The organism is Thermaurantiacus tibetensis, from assembly GCF_015354055.1.
GTDB lineage: Bacteria > Pseudomonadota > Alphaproteobacteria > Sphingomonadales > Sphingomonadaceae > Thermaurantiacus > Thermaurantiacus tibetensis.
In genome coordinates, this window is record NZ_JACHTM010000001.1 from 68158 (window position 1) to 86431 (window position 18274).

The 18274-nt window shown below is 71.5% G+C and carries 14 protein-coding genes, 3 pseudogenes and 1 riboswitch; of the genes and pseudogenes, 10 read left to right on the forward strand and 7 right to left on the reverse strand.

Annotated features, from left to right (window positions below; genetic code table 11):
• The first annotated feature begins 2 nt into the window (after positions 1–2).
• Positions 3–119, forward strand: a riboswitch (glycine riboswitch).
• A gap of 45 nt (positions 120–164) precedes the next feature.
• The 7 genes and pseudogenes from gcvT to H3H34_RS14080 all read left to right on the forward strand — a co-directional run.
• Positions 165–1385 carry a glycine cleavage system aminomethyltransferase GcvT gene (gcvT, locus tag H3H34_RS00350; RefSeq protein ID WP_194743289.1) on the forward strand — a complete coding sequence of 407 codons (1221 nt, stop codon included), beginning with the start codon at positions 165–167 and terminating at the stop codon, positions 1383–1385.
• Between the two features lie 11 nt (positions 1386–1396).
• Positions 1397–1765, forward strand: a complete 369-nt coding sequence (gene gcvH, locus H3H34_RS00355) for a glycine cleavage system protein GcvH (protein ID WP_194743290.1) — start codon at positions 1397–1399, stop codon at positions 1763–1765.
• Positions 1765–2520: a class I SAM-dependent methyltransferase gene (locus H3H34_RS00360; protein WP_194743291.1), complete on the forward strand. Its 756-nt coding sequence runs from the start codon at positions 1765–1767 to the stop codon at positions 2518–2520. Before gcvH ends, H3H34_RS00360 begins: the two co-directional genes overlap by 1 nt.
• Positions 2520–3905, forward strand: coding sequence for an aminomethyl-transferring glycine dehydrogenase subunit GcvPA (gene gcvPA / locus H3H34_RS00365; RefSeq protein ID WP_194743292.1), 1386 nt, complete (start codon positions 2520–2522; stop codon positions 3903–3905). The genes H3H34_RS00360 and gcvPA overlap by 1 nt, the downstream gene beginning before the upstream one ends.
• Positions 3902–5488, forward strand: coding sequence for an aminomethyl-transferring glycine dehydrogenase subunit GcvPB (gcvPB, locus tag H3H34_RS00370; protein WP_194743293.1), 1587 nt, complete (start codon positions 3902–3904; stop codon positions 5486–5488). The genes gcvPA and gcvPB overlap by 4 nt, the downstream gene beginning before the upstream one ends.
• A 365-nt stretch (positions 5489–5853) precedes the next feature.
• Positions 5854–6219, forward strand: a pseudogene (locus H3H34_RS14075) (trypsin-like serine peptidase); the annotation flags it as partial.
• Positions 6220–6711: 492 nt separating this feature from the next.
• A pseudogene (locus H3H34_RS14080) lies at positions 6712–6819 on the forward strand (PEPxxWA-CTERM sorting domain-containing protein); the annotation flags it as partial.
• A 135-nt stretch (positions 6820–6954) separates the two neighbouring features.
• Here the strand turns inward: H3H34_RS14080 and H3H34_RS14085 are convergent.
• A pseudogene (locus H3H34_RS14085) lies at positions 6955–7047 on the reverse strand (PEPxxWA-CTERM sorting domain-containing protein); the annotation flags it as partial.
• Between the two features lie 1198 nt (positions 7048–8245).
• A complete protein-coding gene (locus tag H3H34_RS00385; protein WP_194751831.1) occupies positions 8246–9001 on the reverse strand; it encodes a LuxR family transcriptional regulator in 756 nt (251 codons plus the stop codon).
• A 244-nt stretch (positions 9002–9245) separates the two neighbouring features.
• On the opposite strand from H3H34_RS00385, the gene msrA reads away from it, so the two are divergent.
• Positions 9246–9839 (forward strand): peptide-methionine (S)-S-oxide reductase MsrA, encoded by a 594-nt coding sequence (gene msrA, locus H3H34_RS00390; protein WP_194743296.1) that lies wholly within the window; start codon positions 9246–9248, stop codon positions 9837–9839.
• Here the strand turns inward: msrA and H3H34_RS00395 are convergent.
• On the reverse strand, positions 9817–11862 hold the full coding sequence (locus tag H3H34_RS00395) for a S9 family peptidase (RefSeq protein ID WP_194743297.1): 2046 nt from the start codon (positions 11860–11862) through the stop codon (positions 9817–9819). The genes msrA and H3H34_RS00395 overlap by 23 nt on opposite strands.
• A 53-nt stretch (positions 11863–11915) precedes the next feature.
• Here H3H34_RS00395 and H3H34_RS00400 point away from each other — a divergent pair, with 53 nt between their 5' ends.
• Positions 11916–13091, forward strand: a complete 1176-nt coding sequence (locus H3H34_RS00400; protein WP_194743298.1) for an acyl-CoA dehydrogenase family protein — start codon at positions 11916–11918, stop codon at positions 13089–13091.
• A gap of 3 nt (positions 13092–13094) precedes the next feature.
• Here H3H34_RS00400 and H3H34_RS00405 read toward each other — a convergent pair whose 3' ends face one another.
• Both H3H34_RS00405 and H3H34_RS00410 read right to left on the reverse strand, forming a co-directional pair.
• The gene (locus tag H3H34_RS00405) at positions 13095–13682 is read right to left on the reverse strand and encodes a YqaA family protein (RefSeq protein WP_194743299.1); all 588 of its coding nucleotides are present in this window, start codon (positions 13680–13682) and stop codon (positions 13095–13097) included.
• A 44-nt stretch (positions 13683–13726) separates the two neighbouring features.
• Entirely contained in the window at positions 13727–14689 is a 963-nt protein-coding gene (locus tag H3H34_RS00410; RefSeq protein ID WP_194743300.1) for an L-threonylcarbamoyladenylate synthase, read from the reverse strand.
• A 49-nt stretch (positions 14690–14738) separates the two neighbouring features.
• Here H3H34_RS00410 and H3H34_RS00415 point away from each other — a divergent pair, with 49 nt between their 5' ends.
• Entirely contained in the window at positions 14739–16532 is a 1794-nt protein-coding gene (locus H3H34_RS00415) for an acyl-CoA dehydrogenase C-terminal domain-containing protein (protein ID WP_194743301.1), read from the forward strand.
• A 69-nt stretch (positions 16533–16601) separates the two neighbouring features.
• On the opposite strand, the gene H3H34_RS13420 is transcribed toward H3H34_RS00415, so the two are convergent.
• Both H3H34_RS13420 and H3H34_RS00425 read right to left on the reverse strand, forming a co-directional pair.
• Positions 16602–17297, reverse strand: coding sequence for a PEPxxWA-CTERM sorting domain-containing protein (locus tag H3H34_RS13420; RefSeq protein ID WP_194743302.1), 696 nt, complete (start codon positions 17295–17297; stop codon positions 16602–16604).
• Between the two features lie 164 nt (positions 17298–17461).
• Positions 17462–18265 carry a 3'(2'),5'-bisphosphate nucleotidase CysQ family protein gene (locus tag H3H34_RS00425; protein WP_194743303.1) on the reverse strand — a complete coding sequence of 268 codons (804 nt, stop codon included), beginning with the start codon at positions 18263–18265 and terminating at the stop codon, positions 17462–17464.
• Positions 18266–18274: the final 9 nt, after the last annotated feature.

Consider the following 18274-nt stretch of genomic DNA (forward strand, 5'->3'; position numbering starts at 1 on the left):
GGTGACGACAGTCTGGAAAGCGCCCCGGGACCCGGGGCCGCCGAAGGGGTAAGCGGCCGTCTCCGCCCGTGCGGAGCAGGCCCGCGAAAGCTCTCAGGCCCTGGGACAGGCGGGGGCGGACGGGCGGCGCAAGCCGCCGTCCGGCTGTCCGGAAGGCTCGACCGATGGGCGCACAGGCATCGACCGGCCCCGCCGCGGAAGGCGTGGGGGCGCGAGGCGAGTGGGGAGGAGGTGACGGGTCGGGCGGTGCCGCGGCTGGCACGATCGCCAAGGCGGCGCTGGCCACCCTGCCGCTCGATGCGCTGCACCGGCGCCTTGGCGCCCGCATGGTCCCCTTCGCCGGCCACGCCATGCCGCTCCACTACGCCAAGGGCGTGATTGCCGAGCATCTGTGGACGCGTGCCCACGCCGGCCTGTTCGACGTCTCCCACATGGGCCAGCTGACGATCTCGGGTCAGGGAGCCGCGGCCTGGCTCGAGCGGCTCTGCCCCGGGGATATCCTTGGCCTCCGCCCGGGCCGGATGCGCTACTCGCTTCTGCTCGCCGAGGATGGCGGGATCCTCGACGACCTCATGGTCACCAACGCCGGCGATCACCTTGCGCTGGTGGTGAATGGTGCGACCCGGGCCTCGGATCTCGCCTACATGGGCGCACGGCTGGCGCCGGGCCTCGAGCTCCGCCACCTGGCCGATCTGGCCCTCCTCGCCCTCCAGGGGCCGGAGGCGGCCACGGCACTCGGCCGGCTCGGCATCGCGGCCGCACCTGGCGGGGTGCCTGTCGAGGCGCTGAAGTTCATGGAAGCGGGGGCCTTCACCTGGCGCGGCACGCCGCTGTGGGTGTCCCGCTCGGGCTACACCGGGGAAGACGGCTTCGAGATCTCGGTGCCGGCGGAGGCCGCCGAAGCGCTCGCCGAGGCCCTGCTGGCGATGCCCGAGGTGAAGCCCGTGGGCCTTGGCGCGCGCGACTCGCTCCGGCTCGAGGCCGGGCTGCCGCTCTATGGCCACGACCTTTCGCCCGAGACCGAGCCGGTCGAAGCGGGGCTTGCCTTCGCCATTTCCAAGCGGCGCAAGGTGGAGGGGGGGTTCCCGGGCGCGGAGCGCATCCTGAAGGCCCTCCTCGACGGGCCTGCCCGCCGGCGGGTGGGGCTGAAGCCCGAAGGCCGCCAGCCGGTGCGCGAGGGGGCCACCATCCATGCCGGCGACGCCGCGGTGGGCGTCGTCACTTCGGGCGGCTACGGCCCCTCGGTCGGTGGGCCGATTGCCATGGGCTATGTCGCGGCCGCCCACGCCGCCGACGGCACCGCGCTCGAGATCGAGGTGAGGGGCAGGCGGCTTCCCGCCCGCGTGGTGCCGCTCCCCTTCTGGCAGAAGAGCTACGCGCGCTGAGGGAGAGACGCATGCGCTACTACACCGAGCAGGACGAATGGATCGAGGTGGAGGGCGAAACCGCGACCGTCGGCATCACCGACTATGCGCAGGGGCAGCTCGGCGACATCGTGTTCGTCGAGCTTCCCGAGCCCGGCCGCGTGGTCGAGCGCGGCAAGGAGGCGGCCGTCGTCGAATCGGTCAAGACCGCAGCCGACGTCTACGCCCCGGTCTCCGGCACCGTCACCGAAGTGAATGCCGCGCTCGCCGACAACCCCGCGCTCGTCAACGAATCGGCCGAAGGGGAGGGCTGGTTCTTCCGCCTGACCCTTGCCGACCCGGCCGAGCTCGAGGGCCTGATGGACAAGGCCGCCTACGAGGCCTTCCTCGGCACGCGCTGATGGGCTGGGACGCGGCCACCTACCAGCAGCACGCGGCCTTCGTGCCGGCGCTGGGCGCGGCCGCGCTCGAGCTGCTCGCGCCGCGGCCGGGCGAGCGCATCCTCGATCTCGGCTGCGGCGACGGCGCGCTCACCGCCCGCATCGCCGAAGCTGGCGCCGAGGTGCTCGGGCTCGATCCCGACCCGTCGATGCTGGCGGCGGCGCAGGCGCGAGGTCTCCGCGTGGAAGGGGGCGACGGCCAGCAGCTCGCTTTCGAGGCGGCCTTCGACGCCGTCTTCTCGAACGCCGCGCTCCACTGGATGCCCGATCAGGACGCCGTCGCCCGCGGCGTCTTCCGTGCGCTGAAGCCCGGCGGCCGCTATGTCGGCGAATGCGGCGGCTTTCTCAACATCGCTGCCATCCGCGCCGGGGTGCGCGCGGTGCTCGCGGCGCACGGGTTCGATGCCGGCGCGCTCGGCCGCCAGGTCTACCAGACGCCGGAGGCCTTCGTCGCCCGCCACCAGGCGGCCGGCTTCACCGACATCGAGGCCCGCCTCATTCCCCGGCCCACCCCGCTTCCGAGCGGGATCCGCGGCTGGCTTGCCACCTTCCGTGCCGGCTTCCTCGCCGCGGCCGGCGTTCCGCCCGACGCGGAGAAGGCCGTGGTTGCCGAGATCGAGGCGGTGCTTGCCCCCGTCCTCACCGACGAGACCGGCTGCTGGATGGCCGACTATGTCCGCCTGCGCTGGCAGGCGCGAAAGCCCGGAGACTCCTGATGCGCTACCTGCCGCTCACCCCCGACGACCGCGCCGCCATGCTGAAGGCGGTGGGTGCGGCCTCGATCGACGACCTTTTCGTCGACGTGCCCGAGGAGGCCCGCCTCGACGGCCCCATCGAGGGGCTGCCGCACCACAGCCCCGAGATGCTCGTCGAGCGCGAGCTCCGGCGGCTTGCCGCGAAGAACATGGCCGCCGGCGACCACCCCTTCTTCCTCGGCGCCGGCGCCTACCGCCACCATGTGCCGGCGAGCGTCGACCATCTCATCCAGCGCGGCGAGTTCCTGACCAGCTACACGCCCTACCAGCCCGAGATCGCCCAGGGCACGCTCCAGTATCTCTTCGAGTTCCAGACCCAGGTCGCCCGCCTCTTCGCGATGGATGTGGCGAACGCCTCGATGTACGACGGCTCGACCGCGATGACCGAGGCCATCTTCATGGCCCGGCGGATCACCAGGCGGGCGAAGACGCTCGTCTCGGCCGGCGTTCACCCCCACTATGTGCGCGCCGCGCAGACGCTCGCCCGCTTCACCGGCGACCGGCTCGAGGTGGGCGCGCCCCGCCCGGATGCCGTGCCCCCGGGCGACGACCTTGCCGACCTCATGGCCCGGATCGACGGCGAGACGAGCGCGGTGGTGGTGCAGTATCCCGACGTCTTCGGCCATGTCGCCGACCTCTCCGGGCTTGCCGCCGCAGCGCACGCGAAGGGCGCGCTCCTCGTCGTCGTCGTGACCGAGGTGGTCGCACTCGGCGCGATCCGCGCGCCCGGCGAGATGGGGGCCGACATCGTGGTGGGCGAAGGCCAGTCGCTCGGAGTCGGGCTCCAGTTCGGCGGTCCGCACCTCGGCCTCTTCGCCGCGCGGGAGCGGCATGTCCGGCAGATGCCCGGCCGGCTGTGCGGCGAGACCGTCGATGCCGAGGGCCGGCGAGGCTATGTGCTCACCCTCTCGACCCGCGAGCAGCACATCCGCCGCGAGAAGGCCACCTCCAACATCTGCACCAACTCAGGGCTGATGAGCCTTGCCTTCTCGATCCACCTGACGCTGCTCGGCGAGAAGGGTCTGAGGCACCTTGCCGCCCTCAACCACGCCCGGGCCTGCCAGACGGCCGACCGTCTTGCCGCCATTCCCGGTGTCAAGCTGCTCACACCGCGCTTCTTCAACGAGTTCGCCATCCGCATCCCCGTGCCCGCACGCCAGGCGCTGCGCGACATGGCGGAGATGGGCGTGCTCGGCGGGGTCAGCGCCGCGCGGCTGTGGCCCGAGGTTCCCGGCCTTGCCAATGTCCTTCTCGTTGCCGCGACCGAGTGCGTGAGTGCAGCCGACATCGACGCGCTGGCGCGTGCCCTGACCGAAACCCTTGCCACGGAGTATGCCGGCGCATGAGCATCCTCGGCTCCCCCCGTCCCACTTCCCCTGCCGCGCCGGCCACCACCGCCGGACCCGTGGCCGGGACCTTCACCGGCAACCGCGCCCTGATGCTCGAGGAGCCGCTCATCTTCGAGCTGGGCGACAGCAGCACCAGCGGCGTCGATCTCGAGGCCGTCCCGGCGCATGCCTCGCGGCTTGCCGGGCTGGAGCGGCAGGCGCCCATCGGCCTTCCCGGCCTCGCCGAGGGCGAGACGGTGCGCCACTACACGCGCCTGTCGCGGCAGAACTACGGGATCGACCTCGGCCTGTTTCCGCTGGGGTCGTGCACCATGAAGCACAACCCGCGGCTCAACGAGAAGCTGGCCCGGCTGCCCGGCTTCGCCGACATCCACCCGCTCCAGCCCCAGGACACGGTGCAGGGCGCGCTCGAGCTCATCCACCGGCTTGCCCACTGGCTCATGGCGCTGACCGGCATGCCGGCAGTTGCCATGGTGCCGAAGGCCGGCGCCCATGGCGAGCTGTGCGGGATGCTCGCGATCCGCGCGGCGCACGAGGCCCGCGGCGACGCGCGGCGCGTGGTGCTGGTGCCCGAGAGCGCCCATGGCACCAACCCGGCGACCGCCGCCTTCTGCGGCTATGCGGTCGAGAGCATTCCGGCGGACGCCCGCGGCCGCGTCGACTTCGCGGCGCTTGCAGCGCGGCTCGGGCCGGACGTCGCCGCAGTCATGATCACCAACCCCAACACCTGCGGCCTGTTCGAGCCCGACATGCGCCGCATCGCCGATGCCGTCCATGCCGCCGGCGGCTATGTCTACTGCGACGGCGCCAACTTCAACGCGATCGTCGGCCGCGTGCGCCCCGGCGACCTCGGGGTCGATGCGATGCACATCAACCTCCACAAGACCTTCTCCACACCCCACGGCGGCGGGGGGCCGGGCTCGGGGCCGGTCGTCCTCTCGGAGGCACTCGCCCCCTTCGCGCCGCTTCCCGTCGTCGTCGAGAAGGACGGCCGCTTCCACCTCGTCGAGGAGGAGACGGCGGAAGCCGAGGGCCATGGGGCAAGCTTCGGCCGCATGGCCGCCTTCCACGGCCAGATGGGCATGTTCGTGCGCGCGCTCGCCTACATCATGAGCCATGGCGCCGATGGTCTCCGTCAGGTGGCGGAAGACGCGGTGCTCAACGCGAACTATGTGCTGCGCGGCCTCGCGGACGTCATGTCGGCACCCTTCGCATCCTCGGGCCCCTGCATGCACGAGGCCCTCTTCGACGACCGCTTCCTCGAGGGCACGGGGGTGACCACGCTCGACTTCGCCAAGGCCCTCGTCGACGAGGGCTACCACCCCATGACCATGTATTTCCCGCTGGTGGTCCATGGCGCGATGCTGGTGGAGCCCACCGAAACCGAGTCGAAGGCCAGGCTCGATGCCTTCATCGCCACCATGCGGGCGCTTGCGGAGGCCGCGAAGGCCGGCGACGTGGAGCGGTTCCGCGCGGCGCCGCGCTTCGCGCCGCGTGCACGGCTCGACGAGACACGGGCGGCGCGCCAGCCGGTACTCGCGTACCGTGCGCCCATCCCCCCGCGGTCCGAAGCCGCGTGACAGCATCAACCACTATTGCACGCGAGTTGCCGTATTTTCGTTGCATTTCCTTGAAGGGAGATTAGGCTTGTGCGCGTTGGCCGGCGGGGGGTCTGCCGGCTGGGGCAAGCAGGAGGGCTTCTGAAATGAAGGGACTTGGACTGGCGCTGCTCGCGGCTGCGCCTCTCGCAATGGCATCGGCGGCGCAGGCCGCTGCGACCAAGGCCATGTCGGGCAGCTATGGCGACCTGGTGTGGACCGCGCAGAGCTACATCGTCGGCATGACGCCGACGGCGGCGGGCGCCCCGCCGCGCTACCCCGGGCCGGGCGACGATCCCATCTTCCATGCCTCGCCCGCGCTCTACAGCGGCGTCGTCTCGCTCATCATGGACTATGGCCCCGGCGGTCTCTTCATCTGCTCGGGCAGCCTCATCGGGGTGCGGACCATCCTGACGGCGGCGCACTGCGTCTCGGATGGCGCCGGCACCCCCAACCCGAACGTCACGACGGCCTACTTCAACCAGAACCTCGCGCCTGACGTGCGCTCGCCGTTCAACCCGACGGCGACAGCGATCACCGTCGAGACCTACCATGTGAACCCGCTCTACACGGGCTTCGTCATCGACTACAACGACATCGCGATCCTGACCCTTTCGGCCGATGCGCCGTCATGGGCGCAGATCTATGACATCGATCTCGATGCGACCAGCCTGCGCGGAGTCGGCTTCAACGTCGCCGGCTTCGGCAACCGCTCGCTCAACGGCGGCTGCGGCCCGCTTCCGGGCTGCGGGTCGGGCGGCGCCACCGGCGGCACCACCGGCTTCATCCGCCAGGGCGACAACATGTTCGACTTCCGCTTCGGCGACCCGATCTTCGGTACTGCCTGGGAGCCGATCATCGGCCCCTTCTCGCGGACGGCCTTCTCCTACGTGTCGGACTTCGACAATGGCCTTGCCCTCAACGACACGGCCTGCCGCACCACGCAGGCGACGAACATCCTCGGGCCCGGCGTGACCACCTTCTGCGACCTCGGGCGGGGCCGGACGGAAGTGGGCGTGGCCGGCGGCGACTCGGGTGGCCCGCAGTTCGTGAACGGCAAGATCGTGTCGGTCACCTCCTATGGGCTCAGCTTCGGCACCGCCTTCGGGGACTGCCGCTCCGGCCTCCAGTCGAGCTGCGGCGAGTTCAACGGGTTCGCCCCGCTCTACGCCAGCCGCGACTGGATCCGGGCAGTGCTCAACCCCGGCGTCATCCCCGAGCCCGGCACCTGGGCGATGCTCATCGCCGGCTTCGGCCTCGTGGGCGCCATGGCGCGCCGCCGCCGGGAATCGGAATTGGCCGTCAGCGCCTGACCCGACCCGCCTTCGGGCAGCCACAGGGGCCGGTGGAGCGATCCACCGGCCCCTTTGTCCTGGCATCATCAGCCGCAGCAAAGGAAAGGGCCGGGAGTTGCCTCCCGGCCCTTCCATGTTCCCGAGAACGTCGGGTCAGGCTGCAGCCGCCGCCTTCCGGCGGCGCGCCGCCATGCCCACCAGGCCGAAGCCGGCGATGAGCATCCCCCAGGTGCCGGGCTCGGGCACGAAGGCGCCGGGCACCAGCCGCTCGATCCACGCCCGGTTGCGGAACACCGGCGCGAAGCCCGAGAATTCGCCGCAGCTCGACTGGAGGCCGGCCCGGCAGTCACCCCAGGCGGTGCCGAAGGTGAGGCCATAGGAGGTGACCGAGACGATCCTGCCGTTCACGAACTGCGGGCCGCCGGAGTCGCCGCCGGCAACTCCCACTTCGCGAGGGCCGAGGCCGGTGTTGCAGAAGGTGGCCCCCGTGCCGAGCAGACCACCGGTCACGAGGCACGAGGTGTCGTTCGCCGCGAAGCCGACCCGGTCGAAGTCGGAGACCCAGCTGTCCGAGATCTGCCCCAGGGGTCGGCCGAGAAGTCCGGCCCAGCCGCCGCCGAAGATCGGGTTGCCGAGCGCATATTCGAACATGTTGTCGCCCTCGCGCAGCCGCCCGAACGAGCCGGGGCTGGCGCCGACGGTGGCTCCCACCCCGCGGTTGCCGAAGCCCGCCACGTTGAAGACCACTCCGGTCGGATCGACGAGCGCGTCGAGCAGATAGGAGGTGGCGAAGGCCGGCGCTGCACCGGCGAGGAAGATGATGGCGAGGTCGTTGTGGTCGATCACGTCGCCGGTGTAGCCCGGCGCCACATGCACGGCCCCCAGCGCCACCCGCTGGATCCCCGGCACGAACCCGAAGTCGAGGTCGTAGAAGGGGTCCGCCGGGCCGGGGTAGAAATAGGCCCAGCCGCCGGTCGCGGTGATGGTGCCGGAGGCGTTGGTCACGCAGTGGGCGGCGGTCAGGATTGCCGTGCCGCCGCCGATGAGGCTCCCCGAGCAGTAGCCGCCGCCGAAGATCTCGAGGAAGGCGACGCCATTCTTGTCCGGCCGGGCCGGGAGGTAGATCGGATCTCCGGGCGGAACCACGGCAGTCGAGGTCTGGCCGACGATGAGGCTGCGCGCCTCCCAGGTGCCGCCGGCGAAGGTGCCGGACACCCGCCGCTCGACCGGCGTGGCCGCAAGACCCGGTGCGGCAGCGGCAGCAAGCGCCGGCCCGGCGGCGAGCAAGGACATGGATGCGAGAAACGCGATGCGCATGGATACCCCCGTCAAAAACGCCCCATCCCGGGATTGCGCCTCGCGAACCCCGGCTACGGCAGCATGCGTCGACTCGGCAGGGAACGCAAGGGTTGGGTGTCGGGGGCAGCAGGCCACCCCGTGCGGCTCAGCCGAGCAGATCCCCGAGGCTGATCTGCCCATCATAAAGCGCGCGGACCACGAGCTCGGTGCGGCTCGAGACGCCGAAACGCGCCTTCGCCTGCTCAAGATACTTGTGCACCGTGTCGGGCGCGAGGCCAAGGATCTGGCCGGCCACCCAGTCGCTCTTGCCGCGCGCGGCGAGCACCACGCACTCGAGCTGGCGCCGCGTGAGGCGCGGCAGCGGCGGGTTGCCGCGGCGCGCCAGCCGGCGTGCGGCTTCGAAGCTGAAGCAGGCGAGATACTGGGCGGCGGGCAGGCTGTGGCGCGGCAGTTCGCGCCGGTCGGAAAGAACGAAGGAGCAAAGGCCGCTGGCCTCGCCTGGGATATGGATGGGAACGGTCCAGCCGCGGGCGAGGCCCTCGCGCGCGGCGGCGTCCATGTAGGCCTGCTGCCGGGGGGTGAGCTCAACGAGGCGGGGAAGATCGTCCCACGCGAAGGGAGCGACCGTGCGCTGGCAGGCGGCAAGAACCGGGTCATCGGCCCAGAACTGGCCGGAGCGGAGCAGCTCCACCCAGTGCTCCGGATAGTCGGTGAGCTGGACGGGCACATTGTCGATCCTGAGCCCGTAGCGCTGGGTCATGGCGAAATGATCGAAGGCGAACGCACGCGTGGCTTCGGACAGGAGCTCGCCGATCTCCTCGACCCGGGCGGCCCGCATGACATCGGCCACGAACGTCTGAACGCGCTCGAAGGCCTGTGTTTCCTCCGCGTAGCCGATCACCGCCCGAGAACCCCCGGGCAGCGCACGCACGGACAGCCACTCATGGCCGGTCCCCCGCCTTCGGCCACGACCGCCGTCCTCGGTCCCGACCTCTGACTTCGACCCTCGCGTAGAAGGATTTGGCGCACGGCACTGCCGTTTGTCAACATTCGGGCGGGCATGGCGGGCAGATGCTTGCGCGACCGTTGCCGGTGGCACACATGTGCCAGAACTTGAGGTCAGCAGCCGAAGCAGGGAGACGCCAATGACCGCAACGGACACGGGCCGCGAACCCGGCACCGCGAGCCTCGAGACCGCCGTGGTGGCCGGGGGCTGCTTCTGGTGCACCGAGGCCATCTTCCGCCGCGTGCGGGGCGTGGAGGAGGTGGTGCCGGGCTATACCGGCGGCCATGTCGACAATCCGGGCTACAAGGCGGTCTGCACGGGCACCACGGGCCATGCCGAGGCGGTCAGGATCCGTTTCGATCCTTCGGTCATCGGCTACGGGGACATCCTCGACATCTTCTTCGCGACCCACGACCCGACCCAGCTCAACCGCCAGGGCAACGATGTCGGCCCGCAGTATCGCTCGGCCATCTTCCCCCAGTCGCCAGAGCAGGAGGCCGAGGCGAAGGCCGCGATCGCCCGCGCGCAGAAGGACTGGAGCGCACCTGTCGTCACCACCGTCGAGCCCGCCGGCCCCTTCTTCCCGGCCGAGACGGAGCATGTGGGCTACTTCGACCGGGTCGGCGACCGGAACCCCTACTGCACCGCCGTCATCGCGCCCAAGGTCAGGAAGTTCCTGAAGACCCATGCCGGGTGGGTCGCGGAGACGCTCACTTCGCCCGGTGGCGGTTGAACCAGTCGATCGGCGCGAGGATCGACTGCAGCCACTGCGACGGCCGGCCCATGCCGTGGTTCGCCTCGGGCAGGCGCACCATCACTGTCTCGACGCCCTGCTGCTTGAGCGCGCCGAACATCATCTCCGTCTGCGAGATGGGGGTGCGGAAGTCGGCCTCGCCGGTCACCAGCATGGTCGGCGTGGTGATGCGCCCCGCAAGGAACAGGGGCGATCGGGCGCGGTAGCGCTCGGGCGCGTCCCACGGCGTCGCGCCCATCCACTGGTGGAGGAAGAAGGGCGCAAGATCGGCAGTCGTCACCTGGTTCGTCCAGTCGGTCACCGGCCGCAGCGCGACTGCAGCGCGGAACTTGCCCGGCTCGCGGCCGATGGCGTTCAGTGTGAGCACGCCGCCGCCCGAACCACCGCCGATGAAGAGGTTGCGGCCGTCCGCATAGGGCCTTGCGGCCACCGCATCGACCATCGCCATGAGATCGCCATGGTCGTCGCCGGGGTAGGCATCGGTGATGAGATTCGCGAACTCCGCCCCGTAGCCGATGCTGCCGCGCGGGTTGGTGAAGAGCACGAGGTAGCCGGCGGCGGCGTAGAGCGCGTGGGTCACCGAGAAGAACGGGCCGTAGTCGGTGTTGGGGCCGCCGTGGATGTCGAGGATGACCGGGTAGCGGCGGCGGGCGTCGAAATCGGGCGGGAACAGGAGCCAGCCCTGGATCTCACGGCCGTCGGGCGCCTTGGCCCGCACCTCCTCCATCCGGCCAGCGAGCTTTTCCTCGGCCCAGCGGGCGTTGGGGTCAAGGCTGCCGGTCTGGTCGCCACCCTTCGAGATGCCGAGCCCCGCCGGCCGGTCGGGGTGCGCGGTCGTCCAGGCGAAGGTGCTGGCCGCGGCGGCGAATTGTCCGCCTGCGGACGGCAGGTAGAGGCGGGTGCCGCCGACCACAGGCACCTTCACGGCAACAGCGCCGGAGCCCGCGTCCACCTCGGCCACCCGGGTTACGCCCGCATCGTGGAACAGGAGATAGAGGGCGCCCGAATCCTCGCGCCAGACCGGGGGTGCCGCGATCGGCCGGTCGAGCCCGGGCGCGGCCTTGCGGACCGGCGCACCCGGCACCAGCGGCATCAGCCAGACCTCGGGCATGGGGTAGAAGGCGCGCGTCGCCTCGGCCCCGGTGAAGGCGAGCATCCGCCCGTCGGGCGAGACGACGGGACCGGCCTCGCTTCCCGGCCGGCTGGTGAGCCTGACCGGGGGAGCGCCCGGCCGTGCGGCGTCGAAGCGCCAGAGGTCGCTCTCGGAAGGCGCCCGCACGCGATTCGGGCTGACCGAGCCGATGAGGAAGCGGCAGTCGGCCGTCCAGGCGATCCCGGTCGGGTCGAGGGCGTCGCGGCTGCCGGTGGTGAGCCGGGTGGTCGCGCCCGAGCGGAGATCGTGCACGAAGAGGTGGAGGCTGCCGGGCTTCTGCTCGCCGCCGGCGTCGGTGCGCCAGAAGGGGTCGGAGACGATCTTCGGCTCGGGGGCGCGGTCGGCGCCCTGGGGTCGTGGCGGCATGCCCGGGATCGCAGGCGGCAGGGCCGGCACCCGGGCCACGAAGGCGAGCCGCTGCCCGTCGCGGCACCAGGCGGGCCCCTGAGGTGCGAGCTCGGCGCTCGTCACCGGCTCCGGCACCGGGTCGGCGAGCGTGAGGAGGAACAGGCGGGCCTTTCCGCCCTGCTGGCCGACGAAGGCGACGCGGCTGCCGTCGGGCGAGAAGCTTGCCTCGCGCGGGGCAAGGCCCGAGGGCACGAGGAGGCGCTGGTCCACCACCCGGCCGGCCTCGTCGAGGTGGGCAAGCCAGAGCTCGGCAAGGCGCCGGTCCGCGCTTTCGTCGAAGCGCACGCGGGTGAAGAGCACGCGGCGGCCGTCGGCGGCGAGCACGGGGCTTTCCACCTGCTGCAGCCGCCAGAGATCGGCCGCCTCGAACGGCGTCTGCGCAACGGCAGGGCTGGCGGCGGCAAGGAAGCAGACAAGCGCGGCGGAGCAGGCGAATTTCATGGGCTTCCGGTCCCTCTCCGGGCCCTGCTAGGCGGGCTCGAGAGGAGAGGCAAATGCGGATGTTCGAGGCCTGGCGGGCGCGCTCGCCCTTCTACGACGAGACCCACGAGGCGGTGGCGCAATCGGTGCGCCGCTTCGTCGAGCGCGAAGTCGCGCCCCACATCGACCAGTGGGAGCGCGAAGGCGAGCTGCCGCGCGACCTCCACCGCAAGGCAGCGCAAGCCGGCATCCTCGGCCTCGGCTACCCGGAGGAATATGGCGGAACGTCAGAGGGCTTCGACATCTTCCACAACCTGACCCAGTCGGAGGAGCTGGCGGCGCCGGGCGCCGGCGGGCTCGGAGCGAGCCTCATGACCCACGGCATCGGCCTGCCGCCCATCCTTGCGCTCGGCTCGGAGGAGATGAAGCGCCGGGTGGCCCCTCCGGTGCTGGCCGGCGAGAAGATCATCGCGCTTGCCATCACCGAGCCTTCGGGCGGCTCGGACGTGGCCGCCATCCGCACGCGGGCCGAGCGGCGCGGCAACCACTATGTGGTGAACGGCGCCAAGATGTTCATCACGTCCGGCATGCGCGCCGACTGGTTCACGGTGGCGGTCCGCACCGGCGGGCCGGGCATGGGCGGAATCTCCCTCATGCTCATCGAGGCCGACCGTCCGGGTGTCTCGCGCACCCGGCTCGAGAAGATGGGCTGGCACTGCTCGGACACGGCCGCCATCCATTTCCAGGATGTCGAGGTGCCGCCCGAGAACCTCATCGGCCCCGAGAATGGCGGCTTCCTCGGCATCATGCGCAACTTCAACTCCGAGCGGCTCGGCATGGCGCACGGCTGCATGGCCATGGCCCGGGTCGCGCTCGCCGAGGCAGTCGAATGGGCGCAGGGGCGCGAGACCTTCGGCCGGCCGCTGGTCCAGCACCAGGCCATCCGCATCAAGCTCGCCGATCTCGTCCGCCAGATCGAGGCGACCCAGGCCTGGATCGATCTGCTCGCCGACCAGCACCGCAAGGGCACCGGCCAGCCGGCGAGCTACGCCATGCTGAAGGTGCAGGCGACGCGCACGCTTGAAAATGTCGCGCGCGAGGCCGCGCAGGTGCTGGGCGGTGCGAGCTACATCCGGGGCTCCAAGGTGGAGCGGATCTACCGGGAAGTGCGCGTGAACGCCATCGGCGGCGGCTCGGAGGAGATCATGCTCGACCTTGCCGGGCGGCAGCTCTTCGGCGGCCGGCACTGAGCGCTAGCGGGCGCCGAGCCAGCCCACCACGACGAAGCCGCCCACCAGCAGCACGCCGAAGGCCGTGGTGAGCAGGGCGAAGTGGCGGTCGATGAAGATCTTCATGGGCGCGCCGAACTTCCACAGGAGGCCCGCCAGGAGGAAGAAGCGGGCCGCGCGCGAGACAAGGCTTGCAATCACGAGCACCGGGAGGGGAAGGGCGGTCGCTCCGGCCGCGATGGTGATGACCTTGAACGGCAGCGGGGTGAAGCCGGCGAGGAAGACGATGAGCGCCCCTTGCGCGTTGAACTCGGCGGCAAGCGCCTCGAACTTGCCCATGGCGCCGTAAAAGTCGAGCACCGCGCGCCCCACCGTCTCGAACAGGAACATGCCGATCGCGTAGCCGAGAAGGGCCCCGGCGACCGAGGCGAGGGTGCAGATGGCGGCATAGCGCAGCGCCCGCTCGGGCCGGGCGAGGCACATGGGGGCGAGCAGCGCGTCCGGCGGGATGGGGAAGACGCTCGCCTCGACGAAGCTGATGACGGCAAGCCAGCGTTCGGCCTGGGGGTGGCCGCACTTGGCAAGCGTCCAGTCGTAGAGGCGGCGCAGCATGGAAGGCTGCGCCTAGCAGCGGGCGGTGGCGCTGGCGAGCGGGGTCAGGGCCGGTCGCGGCTGGCGGCTGCAGCGCGCTGCAGCCGGTCGCGGATGGCGATGCCAGCGCCTTCGGCCGGGATCGGCGCCACGCCGATCCGCTCCGCACCGCTTGTCTCGGCCCGGTAGAGCGCCGCGAACAGGTTGGCCGCCGCCTCGGCCACGTCGCCGGCGGGCGAGAGGTTGAGATCGCCCGGGACCGGGCCGAAGCCCAGCAGGAAGCGGCCGGCTGCGGCCTCGGTCACGTCGAGGTCGAGCGGAAGGCGCGGCGCATAGTGGCGGAAGGCCGTGCCGGGCGCCTCGGGGGCCTCCTTCGCTCCCGCTCCGGCGAGCTCGACCGGCACGCCGGCCGCCTCGGCCAGCGTCGCGGAATCGAGGCTTCCGGGCCGGAGCAGGACGAGCCGGTCCTCCTCCACCTTCACCACGCTGCTCTCGAGCCCGAGGCGGCAGGGGCCGGCGTCGAGCACCAGCGGCACGGCAAGCTCCGCCACATGCTCAGGCCTCGTGGGGGAGAGGCGGCCCGAGACATTGGCCGAGGGGGCCGCGACTCCGCGCCCCAGCCCGCGAATGACGGCCTGCATGACCGGGTGGTCGGGGGCGCGCAGTGCCACGGTCGGAAGGCCTGCGGTCACCGCGCCGGTGAGCGGCGCATCCGCGCGCCGCGGCAGCACCAGGGTGAGCGGGCCGGGCCAGAAGCGGGCCATCAGCCGGTCGGCCAGCGGCGGGATCTCCGCGTAGCGCGCCGCCATCTCCCGGTTGGCCACATGGACGATGAGCGGGTTGGCCGCCGGCCGGCCCTTGGCGCGGAACACGCGGGCGACTGCGGCCGGGTTGGCAGCATCGGCGGCGAGCCCGTACACCGTCTCGGTGGGCACAGCGGCGATCCCGCCCGCCTTCAGCTGGCGCACCACCTCGGCGATGCCGCGGTCGTCCGCCGCGATCCGGCGCTGGGGTCTGGTCCCGCCCACGCCGGCCGCTATAGGCAGCCCCGAGGCCACAGGGCAAAGGGTTGGCAGAATGGACTACCGGGCACCGATCAGCGAGCAGCGCTTCGTCCTCGAGACGGTGGCCGACATCGGGGGGCTCGCGGCGCTTCCCGGGTTCGAGGCGGCCACCCCCGATCTCGTCGACGCCGTGCTGGAAGAGGCGGGGAAGCTCGCCTCGGGCGTGTTCGCACCGCTGAACGCGGTCGGAGACCGCGAAGGCGCGCGGATTGCCGACGGCGTCGTGACCCTGCCGGAAGGGTTCCGCGAGGCCTTCCGGGCCTATGCCGAGGGCGGCTGGGTCGGCCTCAACGCCGCCCCCGACTGGGGCGGCCAGGGGCTTCCCTTCGCGCTCGCCTGCGCTGTCCAGGAGCAGGTGACGGCCGCCAACATGGCCTTCTCGCTCTGCCCGATGCTGACGCTTGGCGCGATCGAGGCGCTCCAGGCCCACGCCAGCGACGAGCAGAAGCGGCTCTATCTCAAGCCCCTTGTCGAGGGCCGCTGGACCGGGACGATGAACCTGACCGAGCCGCAGGCCGGCTCGGACGTGGGCGCGCTGCGCACCAGCGCGACTCCGGCGGGGGACGGCAGCTGGCGGATCAAGGGGAGCAAGATCTACATCACCTGGGGCGAGCATGATCTGGCCGAGAACATCGTCCATCTCGTGCTCGCCCGCACGCCGGGCGCGCCGGCGGGCACCAGGGGCATCTCGCTCTTCCTCGTGCCCAAGCTCCTCGTGAACCCGGACGGCAGCCTCGGTGCGCGCAACGATGTCCGCGCCGTCAGCCTCGAGCACAAGCTCGGAATCCATGCCTCGCCAACCTGCACCATGGCCTTCGGCGACCGGGATGCCTGCGTCGGCTACCTCGTCGGCGCGGAGAATGCCGGCATGCGGGCCATGTTCACCATGATGAACCACGCCCGGATCAACGTTGGCCTGCAGGGCATCGGCATCGCCTCGCGCGCCTTCCAGGCGGCGCTTGCCCACGCGCGAGAGCGGGTGCAGTCGGCGAAGTTCGGCTCTCCCTCCCGCGCGCCGGTCCGCATCATCGAGCATGCCGATGTCCGCCGCATGCTGATGACGGTGAAGGCGCTCTCGGAAGCCGCGCGCGCCATCGCCTATCTCAACGCTGCCGCGGTGGACCGCGCCCATGCCGAGCCTGACCCCCAGCGCCGGGCAGACGCCCAGGGCCTCGCCGACCTCCTGACGCCCGTCACCAAGGCGTTTGCGACCGACATCGGGGTCGAAGCGGCGAGCCTTGCGCTCCAGGTCTTCGGCGGCATGGGCTATGTCGAGGAGACGGGTGCAGCCCAGCACTACCGCGACAGCCGGATCGCGCCCATCTACGAGGGCACCAACGGAATCCAGGCGCTCGACCTCGTCGGCCGCAAGCTCGGGCAAGACGGCGGCCGGCACTGGCGGGCGCTGCTCCAGCGCGAGCGCCTGTTCCTGAAGGGGCTGCCCTCGTCCGGCGATCTGGGGGCCATCCGCCCCTATGCCGAAGACGCGCTGGAGGCCCTGCAGACGGCAGCCGTGTGGATGGCCGGGAACGAGGGCGAGAAGCTTGCCGATACGGCAGCGGGTGCCACGCCCTTCCTGCGCATGTTCGGGCTGACGATCGGGGGAACCCTGCTTGCCCGGCAGGCGGCCGAGGCGCTCCGGCGGCTGGAGGCAGGGGAGGGCGACCCGGCGTTCCTGCGGGCCAAGGTGGCAACCGCGCGCTTCTACGCCGAGCAGATCCTGCCGGCGGCGCCTGCGCTCCTCGGCCCCATCACCCGCGGGGCCGAGATGCTCTACGCGATCCCGGAGGAAGCGCTCGCCGCCTGAGCCCGCGCGGCGGGCCGCAAAGTGGCGGGCCGGCTGCCCCCGTAACGCCGGCCCGCCTGACGCTCGGCGCTAGGCCGAAACCAGTTGCCGACGCCGGCGGATGGCCGCGCCGACGAGGCCGAAGCCGGCAATCAGCATCGCCCAGGTGGCGGGCTCGGGGATGCCCGGGATGACCGGGCCGCCGCCGCCGCCGGGGATGATGTAGACCCGGTCCACCACCACGTCCTTCGACGGGAACAGGTTGGTGTTGAACATGAAGGAGACGGTGTAGAAGCCGGGCGTCACGATCGTGGCGGCGCCGCCGAAATGCTGCCAGGTGGTGACGGGACCGGACGAGACCGCGTAGCTGGCAAGCGTCACGCCCGCGATGGAGCCGGAAAAGAAGGCTTCGCCGGCATTGTTGTAGCCGTTCGCAGGCGCGTAGACCGAGAAGCCGATCTGGTAGCTGCCGGGGGTGAGGAACACCGACTGGCTGACCGACTGGTCGACCGTGAAGTCGCTCACGAAATAGAGGCCGCGTTCACCCGCCGCGTCGGGCGAAAGCGAGCCCGGCGCGTTGTCGGCGGGCACCGCCTCGCCGAAGGCCCCGGTGGGATAGGGAGCCCCGGCGCCATAGAAGATGGCGACCGGCGGGAATCCCTGGGTATCGACGCCGCCGATGGTCCAGCCGGCAAGGCCCGATTCGAAGCTGCCGTTGGTGACGAGGTTGACGGCGGCAGCCGGGCTGGCGATCAGCGCCGCGGCAACAAGCAGAGGAAGACGCATTGACAACTCCTTTGGCGGGGCCTCCATGACCCCTGCGCGCCCTGGCATGCAAGACCCGTGCCAACTGTCGGCGACAGGGCGGGGCGATGACGTTTCGATGAAAGCTGTAAGATTTTTTAACAGCTACGCAAGATGTTAACCATAATCTCGGCCCAGCGGAAGGCTCAGCCGAAGGCCGGCAGCCGCCCGGTCGCCCGCGGGTCGGCGAGCGCCAGGAACGGCCCGTTGCGGTAGCCGGGCTTGCCGTAGCGGAATGGCTGGCCGTCCTCCCCGAGCGTCAGCCCGCCGGCCGCGCGCAGCACGGCATCGCCTGCCGCCGTGTCCCACTCCATGGTGGGGCCGAAGCGCGGATAGGCATCGGCCGCGCCTTCCGCGAGCAGGCAGAACTTGATGGATGAGCCGGCATCCGTGCGGGTCGCGCCGGGCACCGACTCGACCCAGGCGCGGGTGCGCGCATCGAGGTGGGCGTGGGAGACGAGAAGGGCCGGCGCGTCGGGCAGCGGCCGGGTGCGGATGGGCGTGCGGGTGCCGTCGCGGTCAAGCCGCCAGGCGCCCTCGCCTTGCGCGCCGCCCCAGAGCCGGCCGCTTGGCGGGTGCAGCACGAGGCCGAAGACCGGCGCGCCGGCGACCACCAGCCCGAGGTTGACGGTGTAGCCGTCGCGCCCGGCGAGGAAGTCGCGGGTGCCGTCGAGCGGGTCGATGAGCCAGAAGCGGCCCGAGGGTGGCGGCATGCGCCCCGCGCTCGCCGCCTCCTCGCCGACGATGGTCGCATCGGGCTCGAGCGCGCGCACCGCGGCCTCGAGGATGCGCTCGGCGGCTTCGTCGGCCTCGGTCACGGGGCTTCTGTCGGCCTTGTCGCGGGCCTCGAGCCCGGCGGCCTTCATGGCCTCGATGGCGTGGCCGGCCGCGCGCATGGCGGCCTCGAGCTGGCGGCGGGCGGCGCCGTCGGGGGTTGCAGCATGGGTCATCGGCGGTCC